Source organism: Shouchella sp. JSM 1781072 (assembly GCF_041949915.1).
GTDB lineage: Bacteria > Bacillota > Bacilli > Bacillales > Bacillaceae_D > Shouchella.
In genome coordinates, this window is record NZ_JBHFQE010000006.1 from 1 (window position 1) to 21,933 (window position 21,933).

Here is a 21,933-nt window from a genome sequence, read left to right on the forward strand (position 1 = left end):
CAAGATGAGATTTCCCATGGCGTAAGCCAGTAAGACCCCTTAGAGATGATGAGGTTGATAGGTCAGAAGTGGAAGTGTGGCGACACATGGAGCGGACTGATACTAATCGGTCGAGGGCTTATCCTAAATTTTTTCTTGACGTGAGTTTGATTTCTAGATTTAGTTTTGAAAGAATCGTTGATTCTTTTACCTTTGACAACGAGAAACAAGACGAAGAGATTCGCCGTTGATCGGACGTCAACATAGTCTGGTGGCAATAGCAAAGAGGTCACACCCGTTCCCATGCCGAACACGGTCGTTAAGCTCTTTTGCGCCGATGGTAGTTGGGGGCTTCCCCCTGTGAGAGTAGGACGTTGCCAGGCAAGCAGAAAGACACCTGAATAGGTGTCTTTTTTTTGTATAGAGAGGCGCAAAAGAGCTGCGCTTCGAAAGAAGCGAAATGAAGAAGCAAGCACATAGAGTGAATTTCGTAAGGCGACATGGAATCGCAACCTTGAAATCGCTTCGTGCGAACCGACCCCGTAGGAAATCATGACGGAGCCAAAGGACGTTGCCAGGCAAGCAGAGAGACACCTGAATAGGTGTCTTTTTTTTGTATAGAGAGGCGCAAAAGAGCTGCGCTTCGAAGAAGCGAAATGAAGAAGCAAGCACATAGATCGAATAAAGAACGAACCTAGATCCATCATGAATAAACATCAGGGAAAGACATCGTGCCCTCCTGTGAGACGAAAGGGTCGTTTTCGTAGAACGTCGTGAAGGACCTATCGTAAAAAGAACGTGTGAAGCATCCCCGTAGAAAATCATGACGGAGCCAAAGGACGATGCAACGAGTTAACCTATTTTTCGTTAAACTCTTTTTCTAACGTCGCATACCTATAGTCAAAAATCTCTTCTAACCGGTTCTTTACCATTAAACGACGAGCGATTTCCCCAAGAAATGAAAAGGGTAGGCTATAGTGAACAATGTCAACCATAGTGACTCCTTCTTCTGTTTCTGAAAAAAGGTGCTGATGATGCCAAAGCTTAAAAGGACCAAAACGCTGCTCATCAATAAAGTAAGACTGATCTTCAACTTGTGTAATCTCCGTTACCCAAGTTAGGGGAATTGATAAAAGAGGGCTCACTTTATAAGTAATCAATTGGCCAGTATAAATCGTTTTTCCGGGATCGTTTGTAATTGTAAAATTCATATAGCTAGGCGTAATCGCTTGAAGATTTTTAGCACTAGAGAAAAATTCCCAGGCTTGATCAAGCGTTATGTTCAAATGCTGTTCGCGTTTTAATATGTGTACTCGCATAAATATCCACCTTCCTAACAAACAGAATTACCCTTTTCAAAAAAAGTAAAACAATCTACCGGAGATAGGTCTAGAAGTAGAGACTTTGGCGATAATAGAAAAGAGTTAGTTGTTGAAGTTTTTTAGTAAACAGCTTATAATAAAGTTATTAATAGTCAAATATAGTCAAAGTCAATGTTGTCCTTTACTAGGAGGGTTGATTTATGAGCAATATAACGGACTTAATTGAACAATATTTAAAAATGACATTGACTCGTAGTGGCAAAGAGCTGCTGGAAATAAAGCGAAGCGAGCTTGCAAAACAGTTTCAATGTGTACCTTCGCAGATCAATTATGTGATTAGTACACGCTTTACTTTGGAAAAAGGCTATGTAGTGGAAAGTAAGCGTGGTGGTGGCGGCTATATACGGATAACAAAAGTAGAGTCCCATGAAGACGCCGCTTTATTTGATCATATGCAACAGTTAATTGGCTTGAAAATTGATCAACAAACAGCTCAAAATATTGTTTTTCGTCTCTTTGAAGAAGACGCCATAACAAAACGTGAAGCGAAGCTAATGTCTAGTATTTTAGAAAGAGAGCTTTATAAGTCGACCATTGAACATCGAGATGAAATACGAGCAAATCTTTTAAAAGCGATGATTGAGACGCTTAAGTATACAGAAAATCGGTAATAGATAAAGGGGTGATGATGATGGTATGCCAAGAGTGTAATGTGCGACAAGCGACATTGCATTTCACAAAAATTGTTAATGGAAAGAAAACAGAGATGCATGTATGTGAACACTGCGCAAGAGAAAAAGGCGAGGCTATACCGGGAAGTGACAGTTTCTCTATCCACCACCTTTTTTCTGGCCTATTTAATACAGAGGACAATGGCTCTTCGCAGAGAGATACAAATGAAAAAGCTGCATTAAAATGTCCTAATTGTGGACTAAGCTATGAAAAATTTCTTCACGTTGGTCGCTTTGGTTGTGCGACTTGTTATGATACATTTTCAAACAAACTCTCCTCAGTTTTTCGCAGAGTACATGGTGGAAATAATAAGCATAGCGGGAAAATCCCAAAACGAATTGGTGAATCAATTCAAATCGAGCAACGAATTGAAGAAATGCGAGCAACCTTAAATGAACATATTCAAAAAGAAGAATTTGAAAAGGCTGCAGAACTTCGAGATGAAATTAGGGCATTGTCGAAGCGGAAAGATCGCCCTAAAGAGGGAGGGGAAGACGAGTGAGTTTAAATCAATTCTTAGAGCATGCGATTAGTCCTTGGATGAAAAAAGACGGGGTCGAATCGGATATTGTTTTAAGTAGCCGAATAAGATTAGCAAGAAACATGAACGCGTTCTCCTTCCCGCTTTTATCATCAAAAGAAGAAGCCTATACAGTTACTCAGTACGTGCAAGAAGCGTTAGCATCGACACAAAGCAATGCACTTGGAAATGCAGAAATGTTAACAATGGATGAAATGAAAACAAATGATAAACGAATGCTTGTAGAAAAACATCTCATTAGTCCACATTTAGCAGAGCGGTCTAAGCATGGCGCGGTTTTATTAAGTAAAGACGAGTCTGTAAGTATTATGGTGAATGAAGAAGATCATCTTCGTATACAAGTTCTAACATCAGGGTTTGACCTTGAACATGGGTTTCAAGCTGCAAGTTCTTTAGATGATTGGATGGAGTCTCACCTTACTTATGCATACGATAAACAGTATGGGTACCTAACTAGTTGTCCGACAAATGTTGGTACAGGGATGCGTGCATCGGTCATGATGCATTTACCTGCTCTCGCCATTACCCAGCAATTACAACGTATCTTGCCAGCAATTAACCAATTGGGTCTCGTTGTTAGAGGAATTTATGGAGAAGGTAGCGAAGCATTAGGGAATTTATTTCAAATCTCAAATCAAATGACGCTAGGTAAATCAGAACAAGATATTATTGATGAACTTCAAGGCGTTGTGAAGCAACTGATTCAACAAGAGCGGTCAGCCCGTGGTTCATTACTCGATCATTCATATTTGAAACTTATGGATCGTGTCCACAGATCGCTTGGAATCCTTTCCCATAGTTATGTGATTGATTCAAAAGAAGCGACAAGACGTTTATCTGACGTCAGATTGGGAATTGATTTAGGATTAATTGAAGGGATTTCAGCTAGTATCTTAAATGAATTAATGATTGTGACCCAGCCTGGATTTTTACAAAGATATGCTGAAACAGTCTTATCGCCTGATCAACGAGACGAGAGGCGAGCGACATTAATTAGAGAACGATTAAAATTAGAAGACAATAACGAGTAATACAATTCCTCTGGAGGTGTCATTATTTATGATGTTTGGAAGATTTTCTGAGCGTGCACAAAAGGTATTAGCTCTTTCACAAGAAGAAGCAATTCGCTTGAGCCATCATAATATTGGAACGGAACATATCTTGTTAGGTTTGATTCGTGAAGGTGAAGGAATTGCGGCCAAAGCTCTTCAGCAGCTTGGCTTAGGATCAGATAAACTCCAAAAAGAAGTAGAAGGATTAGTAGGGAAGGGCCAAGAAGTACAAAAAAGTATTCATAGTACCCCTCACTACACACCTCGAGCAAAAAAAGTTATTGAACTCTCAATGGATGAAGCAAGAAAATTAGGTCATTCCTATGTGGGAACAGAACATATTTTACTAGGATTAATTCGTGAAGGTGAAGGCGTCGCGGCTCGTGTGCTAAATAATTTAGGCGTGAGTCTAAATAAAGCGAGACAACAAGTATTACAACTGCTTGGAAGCAATGAAGGTGGTAGCTCTGCGCAAGCTGGCGGTTCAACAGCGAATGCAAATACGCCTACACTTGATAGCTTAGCCAGAGATTTAACAGCGATTGCTCGAGAAGAAACCCTCGATCCTGTTATAGGGCGTAGTAAAGAGATTGAGCGTGTTATACAAGTGTTAAGCAGACGTACAAAGAATAACCCTGTACTTATCGGTGAACCAGGTGTCGGTAAAACGGCGATAGCAGAAGGATTGGCTCAAAGTATCATTGCGAATGAAGTTCCAGAAACGCTTCGCAATAAGCGTGTGATGACATTAGACATGGGTACGGTTGTAGCAGGTACGAAATACCGTGGTGAGTTTGAAGATCGTTTGAAAAAAGTGATGGATGAAATTCGTCAAGCTGGAAATGTCATTCTGTTCATTGATGAGCTACACACATTAATTGGTGCAGGTGGTGCTGAAGGTGCAATTGATGCATCTAACATCTTGAAACCTTCATTGGCTCGTGGTGAGCTACAATGTATTGGGGCAACCACTCTTGATGAGTACCGGAAGTATATCGAAAAAGATGCGGCACTAGAACGTCGTTTCCAACCGATCCAGGTTGATGAGCCAACCCTTGATCAATCGGTTCAAATTTTATTTGGCTTACGTGATCGCTATGAAGCGCATCATCGTGTAACGATTACAGACGATGCAGTAGAAGAAGCCGTAAAACTTTCAGATCGCTATATCTCAGATCGCTTCTTACCAGATAAAGCGATTGATTTAATTGATGAGGCTGCTTCAAAAGTACGCTTACGTTCTTATACAGCCCCACCAAACTTAAAAGAACTTGAAGCGAAGTTAGAAGAAACACGGAAAGAAAAAGATGCTTCTGTGCAAAGCCAAGAGTTCGAAAAAGCTGCTTCTTTACGTGATTCTGAACAGCGTTTACGTGAAGAGCTAGAAGAAATGAAAAATGAATGGAAGAAAAAGCAAGGTCAAGAGAATACAGAAGTGGTTGTAGAAGACATTGCCCAAGTTGTAGCAAGTTGGACCGGAATTCCTGTTTCAAAGCTAGCTGAAGAAGAAACAGATCGTCTCTTAAAAATGGAAAGCATTTTGCATGATCGGATTGTTGGTCAAGAAGAAGCAGTTAAATCCATTTCAAAAGCCGTTCGTCGTGCAAGAGCAGGGCTTAAAGACCCGAAACGTCCAATTGGTTCATTTATTTTCCTTGGTCCAACAGGTGTCGGTAAGACAGAACTTGCTCGTGCAGTTGCCGAGACATTGTTTGGTGATGAAGACTCTGTTATTCGAATTGATATGTCTGAGTATATGGAGAAACATGCGACGAGTCGTCTTGTCGGTTCACCTCCAGGTTATGTAGGTCATGAGGAAGGCGGCCAATTAACGGAAAAAATTCGCCGTAAGCCGTACTCTGTTATTTTATTAGATGAAATTGAGAAAGCTCACCCAGACGTCTTTAACATTTTGTTACAAGTGTTAGAGGACGGTCGCTTAACGGATTCAAAAGGCCGTACCGTTGATTTCCGCAACACGGCGGTTATTATGACATCAAACGTTGGAGCATCTCAGTTAAAGCGTAATAAGTATCTTGGGTTCTCTACAGAGACAGAAGGTCAAGAATACAAAGATATGAAAGATCGCGTCATGTCTGAGCTGAAGAATAGCTTTAGACCAGAGTTTTTAAACCGTATTGATGAGATTGTAGTCTTCCATGCACTTGAGAAAAAGCATGTTCGAGAAATCATTACCATGATGGCTGATCAGCTGAAGAATCGATTATCTGAACAAGGAATTGACTTTGAACTGACGGAAGAAGCGAAAGACAAAATCACAGATGCAGGCTACGATCCAGAGTATGGTGCTCGTCCGTTGCGTCGTGCATTGCAAAAAGAAGTTGAAGATCGCTTGTCTGAAGAACTGTTAAAAGGAACGATTGTCAAAGGACAAAAAGCAGTCATATTTGTTAAAGACGGCCAGTTGACTGTTGAGGCAAAAGAAGAAACAAGTGTATAAGAACGAACAACCGGAGGAGACGATCCTCCGGTTTTTTTAAAAATCAAGCGTTTTTTCCTTGTTTTTGATACACTTGGCATAGTGGAAAGTAACGGAGGAATGAACGATGGCAAAAGCAAAAACGAAATTTGTCTGTCAAGAGTGCGGATATGAATCAGCGAAATGGATGGGCAAGTGTCCAGGGTGCCAAAGCTGGAATACATTAGTGGAAGAAAAAGCTGTTCAAGAAAAGCAACGATCAAGAAGTTTTGTCACATCAGGTGCAACCATTCATAAAGCCCAACCGATAACAAGCGTAGTAAGTGAGAAGGAACCACGTGTAAGTACGACGATGACGGAGTTGAATCGTGTGCTAGGTGGGGGAATTGTCCCAGGTTCACTTGTCTTGGTAGGAGGCGATCCGGGAATCGGAAAATCAACACTTTTATTGCAATTATCTGCGAAGTTAGCAAAAACAAAAGAGCGGGTACTTTATATTTCAGGAGAAGAGTCTGTAAAGCAGACGAAGCTGAGAGCGGATCGACTAGAGCTCTCGTCAGAAGATCTTTACGTACTTGCGGAAACAGATGTATCGCTCATTGAACAAGCGATCGATCAAGTACAGCCTTCTTTAGTAATCATTGATTCTATTCAAACCGTCTATCAAGAAGAGTTGACTTCAGCACCTGGAAGTGTTGCTCAAGTTCGAGAGTGCACAGCTACGTTCATGCGCATTGCAAAAACGAGAGGTACGGCTGTTTTTATTGTTGGTCACGTAACGAAGCAAGGCTCCATTGCAGGGCCTAAAATGCTCGAACATATGGTTGATTCCGTATTGTACTTTGAAGGGGAGCGCCATCATACGTATAGAATTCTTCGAGCGGTAAAAAACCGTTTTGGTTCAACGAATGAAATGGGTATTTTTGAAATGAAGGAATTAGGTCTAGAAGAAGTGCTAAATCCATCAGAAATCTTTCTGGAGGAGCGTTCACAAGGTGCTGCAGGTTCAGTGGTTGTGGCTTCAATGGAAGGGACAAGACCTGTTCTCGTGGAGTTACAGGCATTAATTTCACCTATGGGATTCGGAAATCCGAGACGAATGGCTACTGGATTGGATCATAATCGTGTGTCACTGTTAATGGCGGTCTTAGAAAAAAGAATTGGCATGCTGTTACAAAATCAAGATGCGTATTTAAAAGTGGCTGGAGGTGTGAAGCTGGATGAGCCGGCCGTTGATTTAGCCATTGCACTAAGTATTGCCTCTAGCTTTCGGAATCAACCAACAGAGCCAATGGATGTTGCAATTGGAGAAGTAGGTTTAACAGGTGAAATTAGACGGGTATCTAGAATAGAACAGAGAGTAAATGAAGCGGCGAAGCTAGGCTTTAAGCGCGTTATTATACCAGAGAAGAACTTAGGTGGTTGGACGACGCCTGAGGGTATTGAAGTAGTAGGCGTGCCGACGCTTGATAAAGCACTCGATGTTGCTTTAGGGAGGTAGTAGGAAATGGAAGAGAGAAATCGAACAACTTTTATCCAAAATATCTTAAAATTAGTAGCGCCTGGTACACCTTTGCGGGCGGGGATTGATAACGTGTTGCGTGCAAATACCGGTGGTCTAATTGTTTTAGGTTATAACAATGAAATGATGAACATTGTAGATGGTGGTTTCTTTATAAACAGTGATTTTTCCCCGGCATATTTGTATGAGTTAGCAAAGATGGACGGTGCAATCATTTTAAGTGAAGACGGAAAGCGTATTTTATATGCGAACACTCAACTTGTCCCTAATAACAATATTACATCGAGTGAAACAGGCATTCGACATCGATCTGCGGAACGGGTGGCAAAACAAACTGGGAACTTAACGATCTCGATTTCACAAAGACGAAACGTCATTACTCTTTATCAGGGGGAGCATCGTTATGCATTAAAGGATATTGGCGTTATTTTAACTAAAGCCAACCAAGCGATTCAAACCCTTGAAAAATATCGTTCTGTACTAGACCAGAGCATTACGAATTTAGGTGCTATGGAGTTTGAACAGCTTGTCACGTATAGCGATGTTGTGCAGGTTATCCATAGAGTACAGATGGTATTAAGAATTAAGCAGGAAATTCAAAACTTTATATTGGAACTTGGAGATGAAGGACGTTTAATTACGATGCAGTTACGGGAGCTTGTCTCTAATACGGAGCAAGAAGCGATCCATCTGTTAAAAGATTATTCGAAAGATCGTCATCAAGACGTGACGAAAACGTTAGCTGAATTGACGAACCTTTTAAATGAAGATTTATTAGACGAGCAGGCGATTGTGAAAGCACTAGGATTTGGACGTTCCACCAATTTCCTTGATCAACCTGCCTCTCCTCGCGGCTATCGAATTCTTCATCGCATCCCTAGACTTCCATCTCAAATTATTGAGAACGTCATTAATGAATACGGGCATTTATCAAGCGTCATGGTTGCAACTGTCGAACAACTAGATGAAGTAGACGGAATTGGAGAGGCTCGTGCCAAAATGATAAAAAACGGCTTAAGTCGGATACAAGAACAATTGTTTGTAGACCGACACATTTAAAAAAGAAGGGCGATTCCCCTTCTTTTTGTGTCTAAATTGAAACGTTAATCTTGTAGAATTCAATATTTCATGTTTTTTTGTGGGAAATCCAGTTTGCTAGGTTTGAGAGTTGTATACTTGTCTATAATAGCTACAAGGAGGTGTATACATGCATGCTTAAATGGATTATTCAGATCTTTTTTATATTGGCCGGAGCCACATTAGGTGTTTTGTTTGTTCCAGAATTGATTGATGCGACAGGTTATGATGTACCCGCTTGGTTAGATACCCCATATACAGGAGCGACCATTGGTGCACTACTATTTTTTATCGTATCGTTGTTTATAGCACGTTATATTGTTAATTTTTTCAAAATGGTCGAAGAAACGATTGTGAAAGCACCCATAGCGGATGTTTTAACGGGTTCAATCGGTCTTATCGTCGGGTTAATTGTCGGTTACTTAGCAGGTACGCCATTAAATTTATTTGATTTACCTGTTATTAGCAACATTTTGCCGAGTTTCATTACGATTTTAGTGGGTTATCTTGGGTTCCAAATTGGATTTAAAAAACGTGATGAGATGGTGCAATTTATTCAATCTTTTCGCACGCCAAAGGAACGCGATGGTCAAAAGAAAAAAGACGAAAATGACGAGAATGAAAAAAGAGGACAACAGCTGAAAATTCTAGATACCAGTGTCATTATTGATGGAAGAATTGCGGATATTTGCCAAACAAACTTCTTAGAAGGAACGCTCGTGATCCCGCAGTTTGTCCTTGATGAGCTTCAGTATATTGCAGATTCATCAGATGCATTAAAACGAAATCGCGGACGAAGAGGTCTTGATATCTTAAATCGAATTCAAAAAGAACTTCCTATCGATGTGGAAATTTATGAAGGCGATTTTGAAGAGATACAAGAGGTAGATAGCAAGCTTGTTAAATTAGCGAAAGTGACGTCAGGCGTTGTTGTAACGAATGACTTTAACTTAAATAAGGTGTGCGAGTTACAAGGTGTTCAAGTATTAAACATTAACGACTTGGCTAACGCCGTAAAGCCTGTAGTATTGCCAGGAGAAGTTTTGAGTGTTCATGTCATTAAAGAAGGTAAAGAAAACCATCAAGGGGTGGCTTACCTAGATGACGGGACTATGATCGTCGTAGAAGGTGGTCGTGATTGGATTAATAAACATACCGACGTGACGGTGACAAGTGTCTTGCAAACAAGTGCAGGCAGAATGATCTTTGCTAAACCGAAATCGCTAGAAAAGGCCCAGTAAGGGTATTTGAGAAACCTGTCCTGCTTAGGGCAGGTTTTTTTGAGCTAATGTAGCTTCCATGGTAAACTACGGATAAGGTATAGTTGAAGGAGATTAAGATGGAATATAAAGCAATTGTCTTGGCTGCTGGTCAAGGGAAGCGAATGAAGGCTGGCTTTAATAAACAGTTGATTAAGCTAGGCGACATTCCACTCATTATTCATTCGCTCCGTTTGTTTGAACAGGATCCACAGTGTAAAGAAATCATGCTTATTGTAAGTAAAGACGAAAAAGAAGATATGCAGCATCTTATTCAATCGTATGCAGTTGAAAAGGTAGGTCAATTTGTTGTAGGTGGAAAAGAGAGGCAAGATAGTGTATACGCTGGACTGCAAGCGATGACAGAGACGGATCTTGTTTTAATTCATGATGGTGCAAGGCCATTTGTGACGCAAAATGTGATTGATAAAGTAGTGGCTCAAGCAAACGTGCAAGGTGGAGCAATTGCCGCGGTTCCTGTAAAAGAAACGATTAAAAAAGTAGCGTCAGGTGTCATAAGTGAAACGGTGCAACGACATGACTTATGGTCTGCACAGACGCCGCAAGGGTTTCGATATCATTTAATCATGTCTGCACATGCAGAGGCGAGGCAAGCAGCGTACTTAGGCACAGATGATGCAAGTTTGCTAGAACGACAAGGGAAGCAAGTAGCGATTGTTGAAAGTGACTATTTGAATATAAAATTAACGACAGCAGAAGATCTATTATTTGCAGAGACGATCTTGAAAACAAAGGAGAAAACAGAACATGATTCGAATCGGACAAGGGTATGATGTACATCAACTAGTAGAGGGAAGACCCTTAATCCTCGGAGGTCTGGAGATTCCTCATCATAAAGGGTTGCTCGGTCATTCTGATGCAGATGTGCTTTTACATACTATTACAGATGCAGCCCTAGGTGCAATTGCTGCTGGCGATCTAGGAAAGCATTTTCCTGATACGGACGAAGCATTCAAAGATGCAGATTCAAAAGTATTGTTGCAAAAAGTGTGGACGTTAGTAAAAGAAGCTGGTTATACATTAGGAAATGTGGACTGCACGGTGATGGCACAAAAACCAAAACTCGCACCTTACATTGATCCAATGCGGCAACAAATTGCGCAGCTTTTGGAAACAAATATTGAAAATGTTGGCTTAAAAGCGACGACAACAGAAAAATTAGGTTTTGTCGGTCGTGAAGAAGGAATTGCAGCTCAAGCGGTTATTTTGTTAACGAAAAGCTAATCGATCTTTGTTTTGCAGGTAGAACGTGCTAGAATAATTCAGAATAAGAGCTAGAGGAGTGCAGCGACATGGCAAAAGAAGTACGGGTACGGTTTGCTCCAAGTCCAACTGGACATTTACATATTGGTGGAGCACGATCAGCATTGTTTAACTATTTAATGGCGAAGCATACAGGTGGAACATTTGTGCTTCGTATTGAAGATACAGATCAAGCAAGAAATGTGGAAACGGCAACTGAAAAGCTAATGGATAGCTTGAAATGGCTAGGGATTCAATGGGATGAAAGTGTCGATACTGCTGAAGGGCAATATGGTCCATACCGCTCAATGGAGCGCGTTCATTTATATAAAGATTATGTTCAACAACTCTTAGATGAAGACAAAGCGTATTATTGTTATATGACCGAAGAAGAGTTAGAGGCAGAGCGTGAAGCGCAAAAAGCCCGCGGTGAAATGCCGAAGTATAGTGGTCGCGATCGTGATTTAACGGAAGAAGAGCGTGCAGAGTATGAAGCAAAGGGAATTAAACCGGTTGTTCGTTTTAAAGTACCACAAAATCAAATGATTACGTTCCAAGACTCGGTAAGAGAAGAAGTATCGTTTGATTCAAACGGAATTGGTGATTTTGTTATCGCGCGTAAAGATGGCGTGCCAATGTATAACTTTGCTGTTGTCATCGATGATCATCTTATGAAGATTAGTCACGTTATCCGTGGAGAAGAGCATTTATCAAATACGCCGAGACAAATTCTTTTGTTTGAAGCATTTGGTTGGGAAGTACCGACGTTTGCGCACGCATCGCTAATCTTAAATCCAGACCGTCAAAAAATGAGTAAGCGTGATGAATCCATCATTCAGTTTGTGGAACAGTATAAAGAACTCGGCTATATGCCAGAAGCATTGGTCAATTTCTTAGCTCTATTAGGCTGGTCTCCTGTTGGAGAAGAGGAGATCTTTACGTTAGCACAATTAGAAGAACAATTTACGCTTGATCGGGTTTCAAAAGCTCCTGCTGTGTTTGATACAGACAAGCTTGCTTGGATGAACAATCAGTACATTAAAGAAGCCGATTTAGAGAGTGTGATTGAATTGGCATTGCCGCATTTAATCTCGAGTGGACGTATTTCCGAAAATATGGGCGAAGAGCGTTTAGAGTGGGCAAAGCGTTTAATCGGTCTTTACCAAGAGCAAATGCAATATGGCGCAGAAATCGTCACGTTAACGGAACAATTTTTCAAAAAAGACGTAGATTATACAGAAGATGCCAAAGCGGTTTTAGCCGAAGAACAAGTACCAGAAGTGCTTACACAATTTGCGAAAGAGCTTGATCAGTTAGAAGAGTACACGGTTCCAGAAATTAAAAAGGCCATTAAAGCAACGCAGAAAGCTACAGGACATAAAGGGAAGAAATTATTTATGCCGATCCGTGCTGCAGTAAGTGGTCAAACCCATGGACCGGAGCTCGGCGATACGATTGAACTTCTAGGAAAAGCGGTTGTGACAACTCGCTTACATGAAGCTGTACAACAATAGCATATAGACATACATGTTGATTGGGAAAAGTAACCACAGGAGATCTACAGAGAGGATGACCAAGAGCTGGAAGTCATTCAGAAGGAATGTGTTGAACATGCACCCATGAATCTTGCTTTGAATGCATACGCGTAGTAGGAGTGAGCGGTAGACCACGTTAAGGTTTAAGAGACCCAGATTGATTCTGGAAAACAGAGTGGAACCGTACAAATTGTGCCTCTGTACCTACTATAGGTACGGAGGTTTTTTTATTGTCACAAAAAGGAGGGAAATCGATTGAGTTTATTGCGAACCATGTTAAGCGACATTGATGTTGTATTTGACCGAGACCCGGCAGCTCGAAATAGGCTAGAAATCATTTTTACGTATTCAGGCGTTCATGCGATCTGGGGACATCGGATTGCTCACGCTTTATGGAAAAGAGGATGCTTCTTTTTAGCACGATTACTCGCACAGTTCTCTCGCTTTTTAACGGGAATTGAAATTCATCCTGCAGCTCAAATTGGCGAGAGGCTTTTTATTGACCATGGAATGGGTGTCGTAATTGGTGAAACGTGTGAGATTGGCGATGACGTGACGATTTTCCAAGGTGTAACGCTAGGTGGGACTGGGAAAGAAAAAGGAAAGCGACACCCAACGGTGAGAGACGGTGCTCTAATTGCGACTGGAGCAAAAGTACTTGGGTCCTTTACGATTGGCGAGCAAGCACGAATTGGTGCAGGTTCCGTTGTGCTAAAAGAAGTACCTCCCTACTCAACGGTTGTAGGAATACCAGGAAAAATTGTCATTAAAAATGGAAAAAAAGTAGCTTCTTCGCATACATTAGATCATTCATTACCTGACCCAATTGCTGATAGTATTTCAGAAATGGAAAAAGAAATTCAGCGTTTAAAACAAGAGTGTGCCCGGTTATCAAAAGAAAATAGTCGCTCGACGACGTAACGATACCAATTGTTTAGACGGATCATAGAGACTGGAAAGGAAGTTAACGATGTTAAGAATTTATAATAGCTTAACCAATCGAAAAGAAGAGTTTACACCAATGGAGCCAGGTAAAGTGAAAATGTATTTCTGTGGCCCGACGGTTTACAATTATATTCATATTGGGAATGCAAGACCTCCGATTGTGTATGACATGGTGAGGCGTTACCTCGTCTACCGTGGTTATGATGTTACCTTTATTTCTAATTTTACGGATGTAGATGATAAGATCATCCGCGCGGCTCAAGAACTTGGTGAAGAAGTGTTTGAAGTCGCTGAACGATTTATTGAAGCCTATCACACCGATACCGAGGCATTAAATGTTCAGAAAGCGGATATGCACCCACGTGTGACGGAAACAATGGATGATATTATTGATTTTATTAAGCAATTAGAAGACAAAGGATTTGCCTATGAAGCAGGTGGCGACGTTTATTTCCGTACAAGAAAGTTTGATGACTATGGCAAGCTCTCTGGTCAATCGTTAAACGAGTTACAAAGTGGTGCGCGAATTGGCGTAGATGAACGAAAAGAAGATCCAGTTGACTTTGTTTTATGGAAAGCGGCAAAGCCAGAGGAAATTTCATGGGAAAGTCCTTGGGGACATGGTCGACCTGGTTGGCATATTGAATGTTCCGCAATGATTAAAAAGAATTTAGGCGATACAATCGATATTCATGCAGGAGGAAAAGATTTAACGTTCCCGCACCATGAAAATGAAATTGCGCAATCTGAGTCACTAACAGGTAGAAAATTAGCGAATTACTGGATGCATAACGGGTTTGTCAACATTAATAACGAAAAGATGTCGAAATCTCTTGGTAACTTCGTGTTAGCCCATGACATTATTCAACAATATCCGGCAGATGTGGTTCGTTATTTTATGCTAACGACTCACTATCGTACGCCGATTAACTTTAGTGATGAATTGTTAGTAAGCGCGACGACAAGTTTAGAGCGATTAAGAAATGCGGTTACGAATTTAAAACACCGCTTAAACGAAAGCGTTGATTTAGGCGAAAAAGAACAATGGCTTGAAAAAATTGAAACGTACAAACAGCGGTTTATCACGGAAATGGACGATGATTTTAATAGTGCCAATGCCATTAGTGTCTTATTTGATTTAACAAAAGAGGCAAATGTGTATGCGAACGAAGCACAAACATCAAAAGCGGTGTTATCAGCGTTTCTACAACTTTTTGAAGAAATTAGTGATGTGTTAGGCTTACAGCTACATCAAGAACAAGCGCTGTTAGACGAGGAGATTGATGCCCTTATTGAAGAGCGAAATGAAGCACGTAAAGCAAGAAATTTTGCTCGTGCAGACGAGATTCGAGATATTCTAAAGGAAAAAAATATCTTGTTGGAGGATACGCCTCAAGGTGTGAGATGGAAGCGAGGATAACGTGAAGTCAAAAATGGAATGGAAGCAGTTAAATGGTTTAGCTTTAGCTTATATGGGGGATGCCGTCTTTGAGAAGCACGTTCGTTTTGAGCTTCTTAAAGATGGGGCTGTACGCCCAAACAGACTGCATCGTGCAGCAACGACCTACGTCTCTGCAAAAGCACAATCGTACATCCTGCATGAATTAGAAAATAAAGGCTTGTTAAGTGAAGCGGAGAGAGCGGTCGTGAAAAGAGGAAGAAACGCAAAGTCTCATACAGTTCCTAAAAACACCGATATCGCGACATACCGTAATTCTACAGGTTTTGAGGCACTACTAGGTTACTTATATGTATTAGAGGAAAACGAACGTTTAGAGCAGTTAATGAATCAAGCTGTTCAAATCATTAAAGATAAAGGAGGGCTGGAATCATGAAAAAGGAACGTCCACCACATGAGAAAAAAGGAAAACCTAAGCGCAGCCCGGATAAAAGCAATCGTCAACCGAGCGAAGCACCTAATGAAAATCAAAGTGAATTTGTTACAGGAAAAAATCCAGTCATCGAATCTCTAAAGTCTGGGCGAGACATTCACAAAGTCTGGGTCGGAGAAGGGTCGCAACGTGGGCAAATGACAAATCTGATTCAACTAGCGAAAGAAAAGAACATTCTTGTTCAAACGGCGCCTAAGAAAAAGCTCGATCAGCTCGTTGGCCACCAAAATCATCAAGGTGTGGTCGCATCTATAGCAGCTTATAGCTATGCAGAGATTGATGATTTGTTTGCAAAAGCTGAGGAAAAAGGAGAAGACCCATTCTTTCTCATTCTCGATGAAATTGAAGACCCACATAATTTAGGTTCAATTATGCGTACAGCTGATGCTGTCGGCGCTCATGGGATTATTATTCCAAAACGCCGTGCAGTTGGGTTAACGCAAACCGTCGCAAAGTCATCTACAGGGGCGATTGAATACATTCCTGTTGCGCGTGTGACGAACATTACACGAACAATGGACGATTTAAAAAAGCGCGGTCTCTGGTTTGCTGGCACGGATGCAAAAGGCGATCAAAATTACAATCAGGGGTCTTTCGATTTGCCTCTTGGGCTCGTAATTGGGAGTGAAGGCAAAGGAATTAGTCGCTTAGTAAAAGAGAAATGTGATTTCTTGTTACAGATCCCAATGGTTGGGAATGTTACATCATTAAATGCGTCAGTTGCAGCTAGTTTATTAATGTATGAAGTGTTCCGAAAAAGAAAAGGAATCGATTGAAATGAACATTCTGCTCGTTGATGGCTATAACATGGTTGGAGCGTGGCCTGAGTTACAGCGACTCAAAGATAAAGATCTAGGGCAGGCAAGGGACAAGCTAGTAGGTATGCTCGCTGAATACGCCGCCTATACGGGGTATGACGTAAAGGTTGTTTTCGATGCTCATATGGTTTCCGGAATCGGAAAGGCCTATCACACGCACCGAGTGGATGTAATCTATACAAAAAATAAAGAAACTGCAGATGAACGAATCGAGAAGCTAGCTCGTGAATTAAAACGAATTGATCGCGTCATTTATGTGGCGACTTCTGATATGGCAGAGCAATCTGTTGTGTTTGGGAGCGGCGCACTACGTAAATCGGCGAAAGAACTTTTAATTGAAACAGAGTTAGCTTCAAAAAGAATCGACAAAATGGTACAAAAGACAAAGTTCGTGCAAGAATCGTCGAAAATTAGCTTATCAAAGGAAGTTGCTGAAATTTTTGAAAAATGGCGTCGAGGAGACAAATAAGCTGTTGACCTGCTAGAAAAATGTACTATATAATGTGTATAACTTTTCACAACATTATGTCTATGCAATCGCGAGGAGTGATTAGTTTGGGTGCAGGTCTAGTAGATGAAGTCGCAGTAAGGTTTCAGGAAAATCCGTTTGTTAACTGGGAAGACGATTCACTAATTAACGAAGTTCGAACAGGCAATACACTTGCATTAGAGCATTTAATTGGAAAGTACCGCAATTTTGTCAGAGCAAAGGCACGGTCTTATTTCTTAATTGGCGCCGATCACGAAGATATCGTGCAAGAGGGAATGATCGGACTGTATAAAGCGGTGCGAGATTTCAATGGGGACAAGCTTTCTTCGTTTAAAGCATTTGCAGAACTATGTATCACTAGACAAATTATCACGGCGATCAAAACAGCAACGAGGCAGAAACATATACCGCTAAATTCCTATGTCTCATTGGACAAGCCTTTATATGATGAGGAATCAGATCGAACGCTAATGGATGTCATTTGTGGAAACAAAATCACAGATCCAGAAGCGTTGTTAATTAACAGAGAAGAATTTTCCTACATTGAAGGCAAAATGAGTGAGATCTTAAGTGAATTAGAACGGCAAGTATTAATGCTTTATTTAGATGGACGAACCTATCAAGAGATATCAGTAGATTTAAAACGCCATGTTAAATCGATTGATAATGCGCTTCAGCGTGTCAAACGAAAGCTTGAACGTTACGTTGAATTAAAGAGTGTAATGCTATAAAGAATAAGGGCGTGGACCTGTGTCCCGCTCTTTTATTCTTTTGCCATAGATTGACACTACCTACTAGCTGTGCTAGAGTCTAAGGGCATGTGGATTCGTTGGAGGTGTGGAATTTAAATGACAAAACGCATTTTGGCTTGTGAACGTTGCCAAGCGAGAAACTACTCGTATCCAGCGGAGAACAAAACGCACGCCCGATTAGAAATGAAGAAATTTTGCAAACGATGCAATGAACATACGCTCCATTTAGAAACAAAATAATTAGCTCAGAAAACGTCCTATGAGGCGTTTCTTTTTCGAGATTCCAAACTAATGGAGGTGCTCCTAGCAAGATGGCTGATGAAAGAAAGGGCCCTGTGACGTTTCTACGTAATGTAGGCAAAGAAATGAAGCGAGTATCATGGCCAACTAGAAAAGAACTTACAAAATATACACTTGTTGTATTAGCAACATTAACAGTTATGGTTGGATTCTTTTTCGTAGTGGATGAAGCAATTTCGTTTTTATTACGATTTTTACAATAAGAAAATAAATGTGTATTAGAAGGAGGGAAGGACAGCTGTCCTGAAAAATGGAAAAGAATTGGTTTGTGGTACACACGTATTCAGGTTATGAAAACAAAGTAAAAGCAAATTTAGAAAAACGTGTGGAATCAATGGAAATGACGGATCACATCTTCCGTGTTTTGGTTCCTGTTGAAGAAGAGACGGAAACAAAGAACGGAAAAACAAAACAAGTGACAAAGAAAGTCTTTCCAGGTTATGTATTAGTAGAAATGGTCATGACAGATGACTCTTGGTACGTTGTACGGAATACACCAGGTGTAACGGGCTTCGTTGGATCTTCAGGCGCTGGTTCTAAGCCAACTGCGTTAATGCCTGATGAGGTTGAGCGTATTCTGAAGCAGATGGGTGTAGAAGAACAACATATGGACGTTGACTTTGAAATTAAAGAATCTGTTAAAGTGAAAACAGGACCATTTGCAGATTTCGTTGGTACAATTGAAGAAATTCAGTTGGACAAGCAGAAGTTAAAAGTTCATGTGAACATGTTTGGAAGAGAAACACCGATTGAACTAGAATTTGCGCAAGTAGAAAAGATTTCATAAAAAACTTGCACCATCTGCATATAGGTGATAGAATCTTAATGTTTAGTATGAAAGTATACTTTACAGTCGGGTGCTTTTGCATCCGTCTTTTTGAGTGGGAGGATATGAAAATGACATATCCGGGTAACCACATCACGGACTTAAGGAGGTGTGTCACGTGGCTAAAAAGGTAATTAAAATGGTTAAGCTACAAATCCCTGCAGGTAAAGCCAATCCGGCACCACCAGTTGGACCAGCACTTGGTCAAGCAGGTGTAAATATCATGGGATTCTGTAAAGAATTCAACGCTCGTACAGCAGACCAAGCAGGTCTTATTATTCCAGTAGAAATTACTGTATTTGAAGACCGTTCTTTTACATTTATCACAAAAACTCCACCAGCTGCAGTTCTACTTAAGAAAGCGGCAGGAATCGAGTCTGGTTCTGGTGAACCAAACCGTACAAAGGTTGCGACGGTTAAGCGCGATAAAGTACAAGAAATCGCTGAAACAAAAATGCCCGACCTTAATGCGGCATCTGTAGAAGCAGCTATGCGCATGGTTGAGGGTACTGCCCGCAGCATGGGTATCGTGATTGAAGATTAATTGGTTCGTTTGCTGAGAGGTTGCGCTCAACATAATGAGTCGCAGCCTTTCAAATAGTGGGAGGACTTTCCGTTAAAACCACATACGAGGAGGAAATGAAATGGCTAAAAGAAGTAAGAAATATACAGATGCTTTGAAGCTTGTTGATCGCGATAAGTCGTATCAAGCAGAAGAAGCTATTGAATTAGTAAAGAAAACATCAATCGCTAAATTTGACGAATCAGTTGAAGTTGCTGTCCGTCTTGGCGTTGACCCTAAAAAAGCAGACCAGCAAATCCGTGGTGCAGTTGTACTACCACACGGTACTGGTAAAACACAGCGTGTTCTTGTGTTTGCTAAAGGTGAAAAAGCGAAGGAAGCAGAAGCGGCTGGAGCAGATTTTGTTGGTGAAGATGATCTAATCAACAAAATCAACCAAGGTTGGTTTGACTTTGATGTAATCGTTGCGACTCCTGACATGATGGCTCAAGTTGGTCGTCTTGGTCGTGTGCTTGGACCAAAAGGTCTAATGCCTAACCCGAAAACAGGAACGGTTACGTTTGATGTAACAAAAGCTGTTGAAGAAATCAAAGCTGGTAAAGTAGAATACCGCGTTGATAAGTCTGGAAACATTCACGTACCAATCGGTAAAGTTTCTTTTGACTCAGCGAAGCTTAATGATAACTTCAAAACAATCATTGAAACACTTCACAAAGTAAAGCCTGCTGCTGCAAAAGGTACGTATGTTAGAAATATCGCAGTAGCATCAACAATGGGCCCTGGTGTTCGTGTTGTTACTTCAGCATACGCTAAATAATTGCATTTGACATTACTTGTAGAACTGTGGTAAGTTCTATCATGTGATTAATATAGTCATGCCGTAGACAGTAGGAGCGATTAAGCTTAAAACATTCCTACCGAGGTGAGCAAATAGATCTCTTGTTTAGAGTGAATTGCCCTCGTGTGTCTTGCGCGAGGGCTTTCTATATGGAACCGGACGGTATGCAATTCGTTTTACAGGAGGTGTAACAATGAGCAATATTATCGAGCAAAAGCAACAAGTTGTAGATGAAATTGCTGCGAAGCTAAAAGACAGCAAATCAACAGTGATTGTTGATTACCGTGGTCTTAATGTTGCGCAAGTAACGGAACTTCGTAAGCAATTGCGTGAAGCTGGTGTTGAGTATAAAGTATACAAAAACACACTTGTACGCCGTGCTACAGCTGAAACTGGCTACACTGGTTTAGATGAACACCTTGTTGGACCAACTGCAATTGCATTTGGTGCAGAAGATGTTATCGCTCCAGCGAAAGTCATCAATGAATTTGCGAAGAAGAATGAAGCGCTTGAAATCAAGACAGGTGTAATTGAAGGTGAAGTTGCTACGGCTGCAGAAGTGAAAGCACTAGCTGAGCTTCCATCTCGTGACGGTTTACTTTCTATGCTTGCAAACGTACTTCAAGCACCAGTTCGTCAATTCGCACTTGCGACAAAAGCAGTTGCAGAACAAAAAGAAGAACAAGGCGCGTAAGTTAACCGCCTAAACTATAACAGATAATCGAATTAGGAGGATTTACAATGAGTAAAGATCAAATCATTGAAGCGATCAAAGAAATGACAGTTCTTGAGCTAAATGACCTTGTAAAAGCAATCGAAGAGGAGTTTGGTGTAACAGCAGCAGCTCCAGTAGCAGTAGCAGCAGGTGGCGGAGAAGCAGCAGCTGAGCAAACTGAATTTGATGTAGTACTTGAGTCTGCTGGTTCATCTAAAATCGGCGTAATTAAAGTGGTTCGTGAAATCACTGGTCTTGGACTTAAAGAAGCGAAAGCACTTGTTGATGGTGCTCCAGCTCCAATCAAAGAAGGTATTTCTAAAGAAGATGCTGAAGAAATCAAAGGCAAGCTTGAAGAAGCTGGCGCTAGCGTAGAAGTTAAGTAATTTCACTTAACATCAAAAAGAAGGTCCGTGGAACATTTCCGCGGGCCTTCTTTTCCCATAAAGAAAAGGAGAGATTTTGTTGAGTGATCATTACTACTCCCATTCACCCAAGGTTGGCCATGACGAGCGAACATGGAACTATACTCTAAGAGATACGGTCTTATCTTTCACAACTGATCGCGGTGTGTTTTCAAAAGGTGAAGTTGACTTCGGAAGTAGGCTTTTAATAGAATCCTATGAAGCTCCTGAAGTGAGTGGTAAGATCTTGGATGTCGGCTGTGGTTATGGGCCGATTGGTCTATCGATCGCTAAAGCCTATACAAATCGTCATGTTGTCATGCTGGATATAAATCAACGTGCGTGTCAGTTGGCTGAAAAGAATGCATCAAAAAATGGTGTAAGTAATTGCGAAGTTCGCTGCTATGAAAACGGCGTTACTGATTTAAGTGATGCTGAGGAGTTTGCTTCAATTATGACGAACCCGCCAATTAGAGCCGGTAAGAAAACAGTCCACGATATTTATGAAGATGCATGGAATAGGCTGCTCATTGGTGGGACCTTATGGGTAGTTATTCAGAAAAAGCAAGGTGCGTCGTCTACACGATCAAAGTTAGAGTCGCTTTTTGGAGAAGAAGCGGTCGAGGTAAAAAAGAAGGATAAGGGGTATTTTATCTTTTTTGCAAGAAAAAATTGACTTGGTTTTTTCTCTATGCTATTATTATTTAA

The 21,933-nt window shown here is 40.9% G+C and carries 25 protein-coding genes, 2 rRNA genes and 1 other annotated feature; of the genes, 26 read left to right on the forward strand and 1 reads right to left on the reverse strand.

Translation table 11 applies throughout. The annotated features are described in order from the left end of the window. Together ACE1TH_RS19845 and rrf are read left to right on the forward strand one after the other, a co-directional pair. A 23S ribosomal RNA gene (locus ACE1TH_RS19845) occupies positions 1-126 on the forward strand; the annotation flags it as partial. Positions 127-246: 120 nt separating this feature from the next. Beyond that, positions 247-362: ribosomal RNA gene (rrf, locus tag ACE1TH_RS19850) — 5S ribosomal RNA — on the forward strand. Between the two features lie 474 nt (positions 363-836). Here the strand turns inward: rrf and ACE1TH_RS19855 are convergent. After that, the gene (locus ACE1TH_RS19855; RefSeq protein ID WP_255224349.1) at positions 837-1,298 is read right to left on the reverse strand and encodes an SRPBCC family protein; all 462 of its coding nucleotides are present in this window, start codon (positions 1,296-1,298) and stop codon (positions 837-839) included. A 203-nt stretch (positions 1,299-1,501) separates the two neighbouring features. On the opposite strand from ACE1TH_RS19855, the gene ACE1TH_RS19860 reads away from it, so the two are divergent. The 24 genes from ACE1TH_RS19860 (at position 1,502) to ACE1TH_RS19975 (ending at position 21,901) form a co-directional block, all read left to right on the forward strand. Further along, positions 1,502-1,972: a CtsR family transcriptional regulator gene (locus tag ACE1TH_RS19860; protein ID WP_099305521.1), complete on the forward strand. Its 471-nt coding sequence runs from the start codon at positions 1,502-1,504 to the stop codon at positions 1,970-1,972. A gap of 20 nt (positions 1,973-1,992) precedes the next feature. Then, positions 1,993-2,535 (forward strand): protein-arginine kinase activator protein McsA, encoded by a 543-nt coding sequence (gene mcsA, locus ACE1TH_RS19865; RefSeq protein WP_099305519.1) that lies wholly within the window; start codon positions 1,993-1,995, stop codon positions 2,533-2,535. Continuing rightward, the gene (gene mcsB, locus ACE1TH_RS19870; RefSeq protein WP_375079821.1) at positions 2,532-3,605 is read left to right on the forward strand and encodes a protein-arginine kinase McsB; all 1,074 of its coding nucleotides are present in this window, start codon (positions 2,532-2,534) and stop codon (positions 3,603-3,605) included. Before mcsA ends, mcsB begins: the two co-directional genes overlap by 4 nt. A 28-nt stretch (positions 3,606-3,633) precedes the next feature. Next, entirely contained in the window at positions 3,634-6,087 is a 2,454-nt protein-coding gene (gene clpC / locus ACE1TH_RS19875; protein WP_099305515.1) for an ATP-dependent protease ATP-binding subunit ClpC, read from the forward strand. A gap of 106 nt (positions 6,088-6,193) precedes the next feature. After that, the gene (gene radA, locus ACE1TH_RS19880) at positions 6,194-7,567 is read left to right on the forward strand and encodes a DNA repair protein RadA (RefSeq protein ID WP_099305513.1); all 1,374 of its coding nucleotides are present in this window, start codon (positions 6,194-6,196) and stop codon (positions 7,565-7,567) included. Positions 7,568-7,573: 6 nt separating this feature from the next. Next, complete coding sequence (disA, locus tag ACE1TH_RS19885) at positions 7,574-8,647, forward strand: DNA integrity scanning diadenylate cyclase DisA (protein WP_099305511.1); 1,074 nt, start codon at positions 7,574-7,576, stop codon at positions 8,645-8,647. Between the two features lie 152 nt (positions 8,648-8,799). Further along, a complete protein-coding gene (locus ACE1TH_RS19890; RefSeq protein ID WP_099305509.1) occupies positions 8,800-9,906 on the forward strand; it encodes a PIN/TRAM domain-containing protein in 1,107 nt (368 codons plus the stop codon). 98 nt (positions 9,907-10,004) lie between these two features. Next, the gene (ispD, locus tag ACE1TH_RS19895; RefSeq protein WP_099305507.1) at positions 10,005-10,718 is read left to right on the forward strand and encodes a 2-C-methyl-D-erythritol 4-phosphate cytidylyltransferase; all 714 of its coding nucleotides are present in this window, start codon (positions 10,005-10,007) and stop codon (positions 10,716-10,718) included. Beyond that, positions 10,693-11,169, forward strand: a complete 477-nt coding sequence (ispF, locus tag ACE1TH_RS19900) for a 2-C-methyl-D-erythritol 2,4-cyclodiphosphate synthase (protein WP_141556832.1) — start codon at positions 10,693-10,695, stop codon at positions 11,167-11,169. The genes ispD and ispF overlap by 26 nt, the downstream gene beginning before the upstream one ends. A gap of 68 nt (positions 11,170-11,237) precedes the next feature. Continuing rightward, entirely contained in the window at positions 11,238-12,701 is a 1,464-nt protein-coding gene (gene gltX, locus ACE1TH_RS19905) for a glutamate--tRNA ligase (protein ID WP_255224352.1), read from the forward strand. 294 nt (positions 12,702-12,995) lie between these two features. Beyond that, on the forward strand, positions 12,996-13,643 hold the full coding sequence (gene cysE, locus ACE1TH_RS19910) for a serine O-acetyltransferase (RefSeq protein WP_099305532.1): 648 nt from the start codon (positions 12,996-12,998) through the stop codon (positions 13,641-13,643). Positions 13,644-13,692: 49 nt separating this feature from the next. Beyond that, positions 13,693-15,087, forward strand: coding sequence for a cysteine--tRNA ligase (gene cysS / locus ACE1TH_RS19915; protein ID WP_255224353.1), 1,395 nt, complete (start codon positions 13,693-13,695; stop codon positions 15,085-15,087). A 13-nt stretch (positions 15,088-15,100) separates the two neighbouring features. After that, positions 15,101-15,502 carry a Mini-ribonuclease 3 gene (locus ACE1TH_RS19920; protein ID WP_099305529.1) on the forward strand — a complete coding sequence of 134 codons (402 nt, stop codon included), beginning with the start codon at positions 15,101-15,103 and terminating at the stop codon, positions 15,500-15,502. Continuing rightward, positions 15,499-16,335: a 23S rRNA (guanosine(2251)-2'-O)-methyltransferase RlmB gene (rlmB, locus tag ACE1TH_RS19925; RefSeq protein ID WP_099305501.1), complete on the forward strand. Its 837-nt coding sequence runs from the start codon at positions 15,499-15,501 to the stop codon at positions 16,333-16,335. Before ACE1TH_RS19920 ends, rlmB begins: the two co-directional genes overlap by 4 nt. A gap of 1 nt (position 16,336) precedes the next feature. After that, positions 16,337-16,846, forward strand: a complete 510-nt coding sequence (locus ACE1TH_RS19930) for an NYN domain-containing protein (protein ID WP_099305499.1) — start codon at positions 16,337-16,339, stop codon at positions 16,844-16,846. Positions 16,847-16,932: 86 nt separating this feature from the next. Then, on the forward strand, positions 16,933-17,598 hold the full coding sequence (gene sigH / locus ACE1TH_RS19935) for an RNA polymerase sporulation sigma factor SigH (protein WP_099305497.1): 666 nt from the start codon (positions 16,933-16,935) through the stop codon (positions 17,596-17,598). 117 nt (positions 17,599-17,715) lie between these two features. Then, complete coding sequence (gene rpmG / locus ACE1TH_RS19940) at positions 17,716-17,859, forward strand: 50S ribosomal protein L33 (RefSeq protein WP_099305495.1); 144 nt, start codon at positions 17,716-17,718, stop codon at positions 17,857-17,859. Between the two features lie 71 nt (positions 17,860-17,930). Beyond that, on the forward strand, positions 17,931-18,122 hold the full coding sequence (secE, locus tag ACE1TH_RS19945) for a preprotein translocase subunit SecE (RefSeq protein ID WP_176554494.1): 192 nt from the start codon (positions 17,931-17,933) through the stop codon (positions 18,120-18,122). 47 nt (positions 18,123-18,169) lie between these two features. Beyond that, positions 18,170-18,706 carry a transcription termination/antitermination protein NusG gene (nusG, locus tag ACE1TH_RS19950; protein WP_099305493.1) on the forward strand — a complete coding sequence of 179 codons (537 nt, stop codon included), beginning with the start codon at positions 18,170-18,172 and terminating at the stop codon, positions 18,704-18,706. 157 nt (positions 18,707-18,863) lie between these two features. After that, entirely contained in the window at positions 18,864-19,289 is a 426-nt protein-coding gene (gene rplK, locus ACE1TH_RS19955; RefSeq protein ID WP_099305491.1) for a 50S ribosomal protein L11, read from the forward strand. A gap of 100 nt (positions 19,290-19,389) precedes the next feature. Continuing rightward, the gene (gene rplA, locus ACE1TH_RS19960; RefSeq protein WP_099305489.1) at positions 19,390-20,085 is read left to right on the forward strand and encodes a 50S ribosomal protein L1; all 696 of its coding nucleotides are present in this window, start codon (positions 19,390-19,392) and stop codon (positions 20,083-20,085) included. A gap of 43 nt (positions 20,086-20,128) precedes the next feature. After that, positions 20,129-20,263: a sequence feature (ribosomal protein L10 leader region), on the forward strand. Between the two features lie 36 nt (positions 20,264-20,299). Beyond that, positions 20,300-20,800: a 50S ribosomal protein L10 gene (gene rplJ, locus ACE1TH_RS19965; protein WP_099305487.1), complete on the forward strand. Its 501-nt coding sequence runs from the start codon at positions 20,300-20,302 to the stop codon at positions 20,798-20,800. 47 nt (positions 20,801-20,847) lie between these two features. Then, positions 20,848-21,207 carry a 50S ribosomal protein L7/L12 gene (gene rplL, locus ACE1TH_RS19970; protein ID WP_099305485.1) on the forward strand — a complete coding sequence of 120 codons (360 nt, stop codon included), beginning with the start codon at positions 20,848-20,850 and terminating at the stop codon, positions 21,205-21,207. 79 nt (positions 21,208-21,286) lie between these two features. Continuing rightward, a complete protein-coding gene (locus ACE1TH_RS19975; protein ID WP_099305483.1) occupies positions 21,287-21,901 on the forward strand; it encodes a class I SAM-dependent methyltransferase in 615 nt (204 codons plus the stop codon). The last annotated feature ends 32 nt before the right edge of the window (positions 21,902-21,933 follow it).

Coding starts and splice junctions, on each gene's coding strand:
- rlmB (WP_099305501.1), top strand. CDS start 15,499: ATGAAAAAGGAACGTCCACCACATGAGAAAAAAGGAAAACCTAAGCGC.
- nusG (WP_099305493.1), top strand. CDS start 18,170: ATGGAAAAGAATTGGTTTGTGGTACACACGTATTCAGGTTATGAAAAC.
- ACE1TH_RS19930 (WP_099305499.1), top strand. CDS start 16,337: ATGAACATTCTGCTCGTTGATGGCTATAACATGGTTGGAGCGTGGCCT.
- rplA (WP_099305489.1), top strand. CDS start 19,390: ATGGCTAAAAGAAGTAAGAAATATACAGATGCTTTGAAGCTTGTTGAT.
- ispF (WP_141556832.1), top strand. CDS start 10,693: ATGATTCGAATCGGACAAGGGTATGATGTACATCAACTAGTAGAGGGA.
- ACE1TH_RS19855 (WP_255224349.1), bottom strand. CDS start 1,298: ATGCGAGTACACATATTAAAACGCGAACAGCATTTGAACATAACGCTT.
- disA (WP_099305511.1), top strand. CDS start 7,574: ATGGAAGAGAGAAATCGAACAACTTTTATCCAAAATATCTTAAAATTA.
- ispD (WP_099305507.1), top strand. CDS start 10,005: ATGGAATATAAAGCAATTGTCTTGGCTGCTGGTCAAGGGAAGCGAATG.
- mcsA (WP_099305519.1), top strand. CDS start 1,993: ATGGTATGCCAAGAGTGTAATGTGCGACAAGCGACATTGCATTTCACA.
- rplL (WP_099305485.1), top strand. CDS start 20,848: ATGAGTAAAGATCAAATCATTGAAGCGATCAAAGAAATGACAGTTCTT.
- secE (WP_176554494.1), top strand. CDS start 17,931: ATGGCTGATGAAAGAAAGGGCCCTGTGACGTTTCTACGTAATGTAGGC.
- cysS (WP_255224353.1), top strand. CDS start 13,693: ATGTTAAGAATTTATAATAGCTTAACCAATCGAAAAGAAGAGTTTACA.
- cysE (WP_099305532.1), top strand. CDS start 12,996: ATGTTAAGCGACATTGATGTTGTATTTGACCGAGACCCGGCAGCTCGA.
- gltX (WP_255224352.1), top strand. CDS start 11,238: ATGGCAAAAGAAGTACGGGTACGGTTTGCTCCAAGTCCAACTGGACAT.
- clpC (WP_099305515.1), top strand. CDS start 3,634: ATGATGTTTGGAAGATTTTCTGAGCGTGCACAAAAGGTATTAGCTCTT.
- rplJ (WP_099305487.1), top strand. CDS start 20,300: ATGAGCAATATTATCGAGCAAAAGCAACAAGTTGTAGATGAAATTGCT.
- radA (WP_099305513.1), top strand. CDS start 6,194: ATGGCAAAAGCAAAAACGAAATTTGTCTGTCAAGAGTGCGGATATGAA.
- ACE1TH_RS19860 (WP_099305521.1), top strand. CDS start 1,502: ATGAGCAATATAACGGACTTAATTGAACAATATTTAAAAATGACATTG.
- ACE1TH_RS19920 (WP_099305529.1), top strand. CDS start 15,101: ATGGAATGGAAGCAGTTAAATGGTTTAGCTTTAGCTTATATGGGGGAT.
- ACE1TH_RS19890 (WP_099305509.1), top strand. CDS start 8,800: ATGCTTAAATGGATTATTCAGATCTTTTTTATATTGGCCGGAGCCACA.
- rpmG (WP_099305495.1), top strand. CDS start 17,716: ATGACAAAACGCATTTTGGCTTGTGAACGTTGCCAAGCGAGAAACTAC.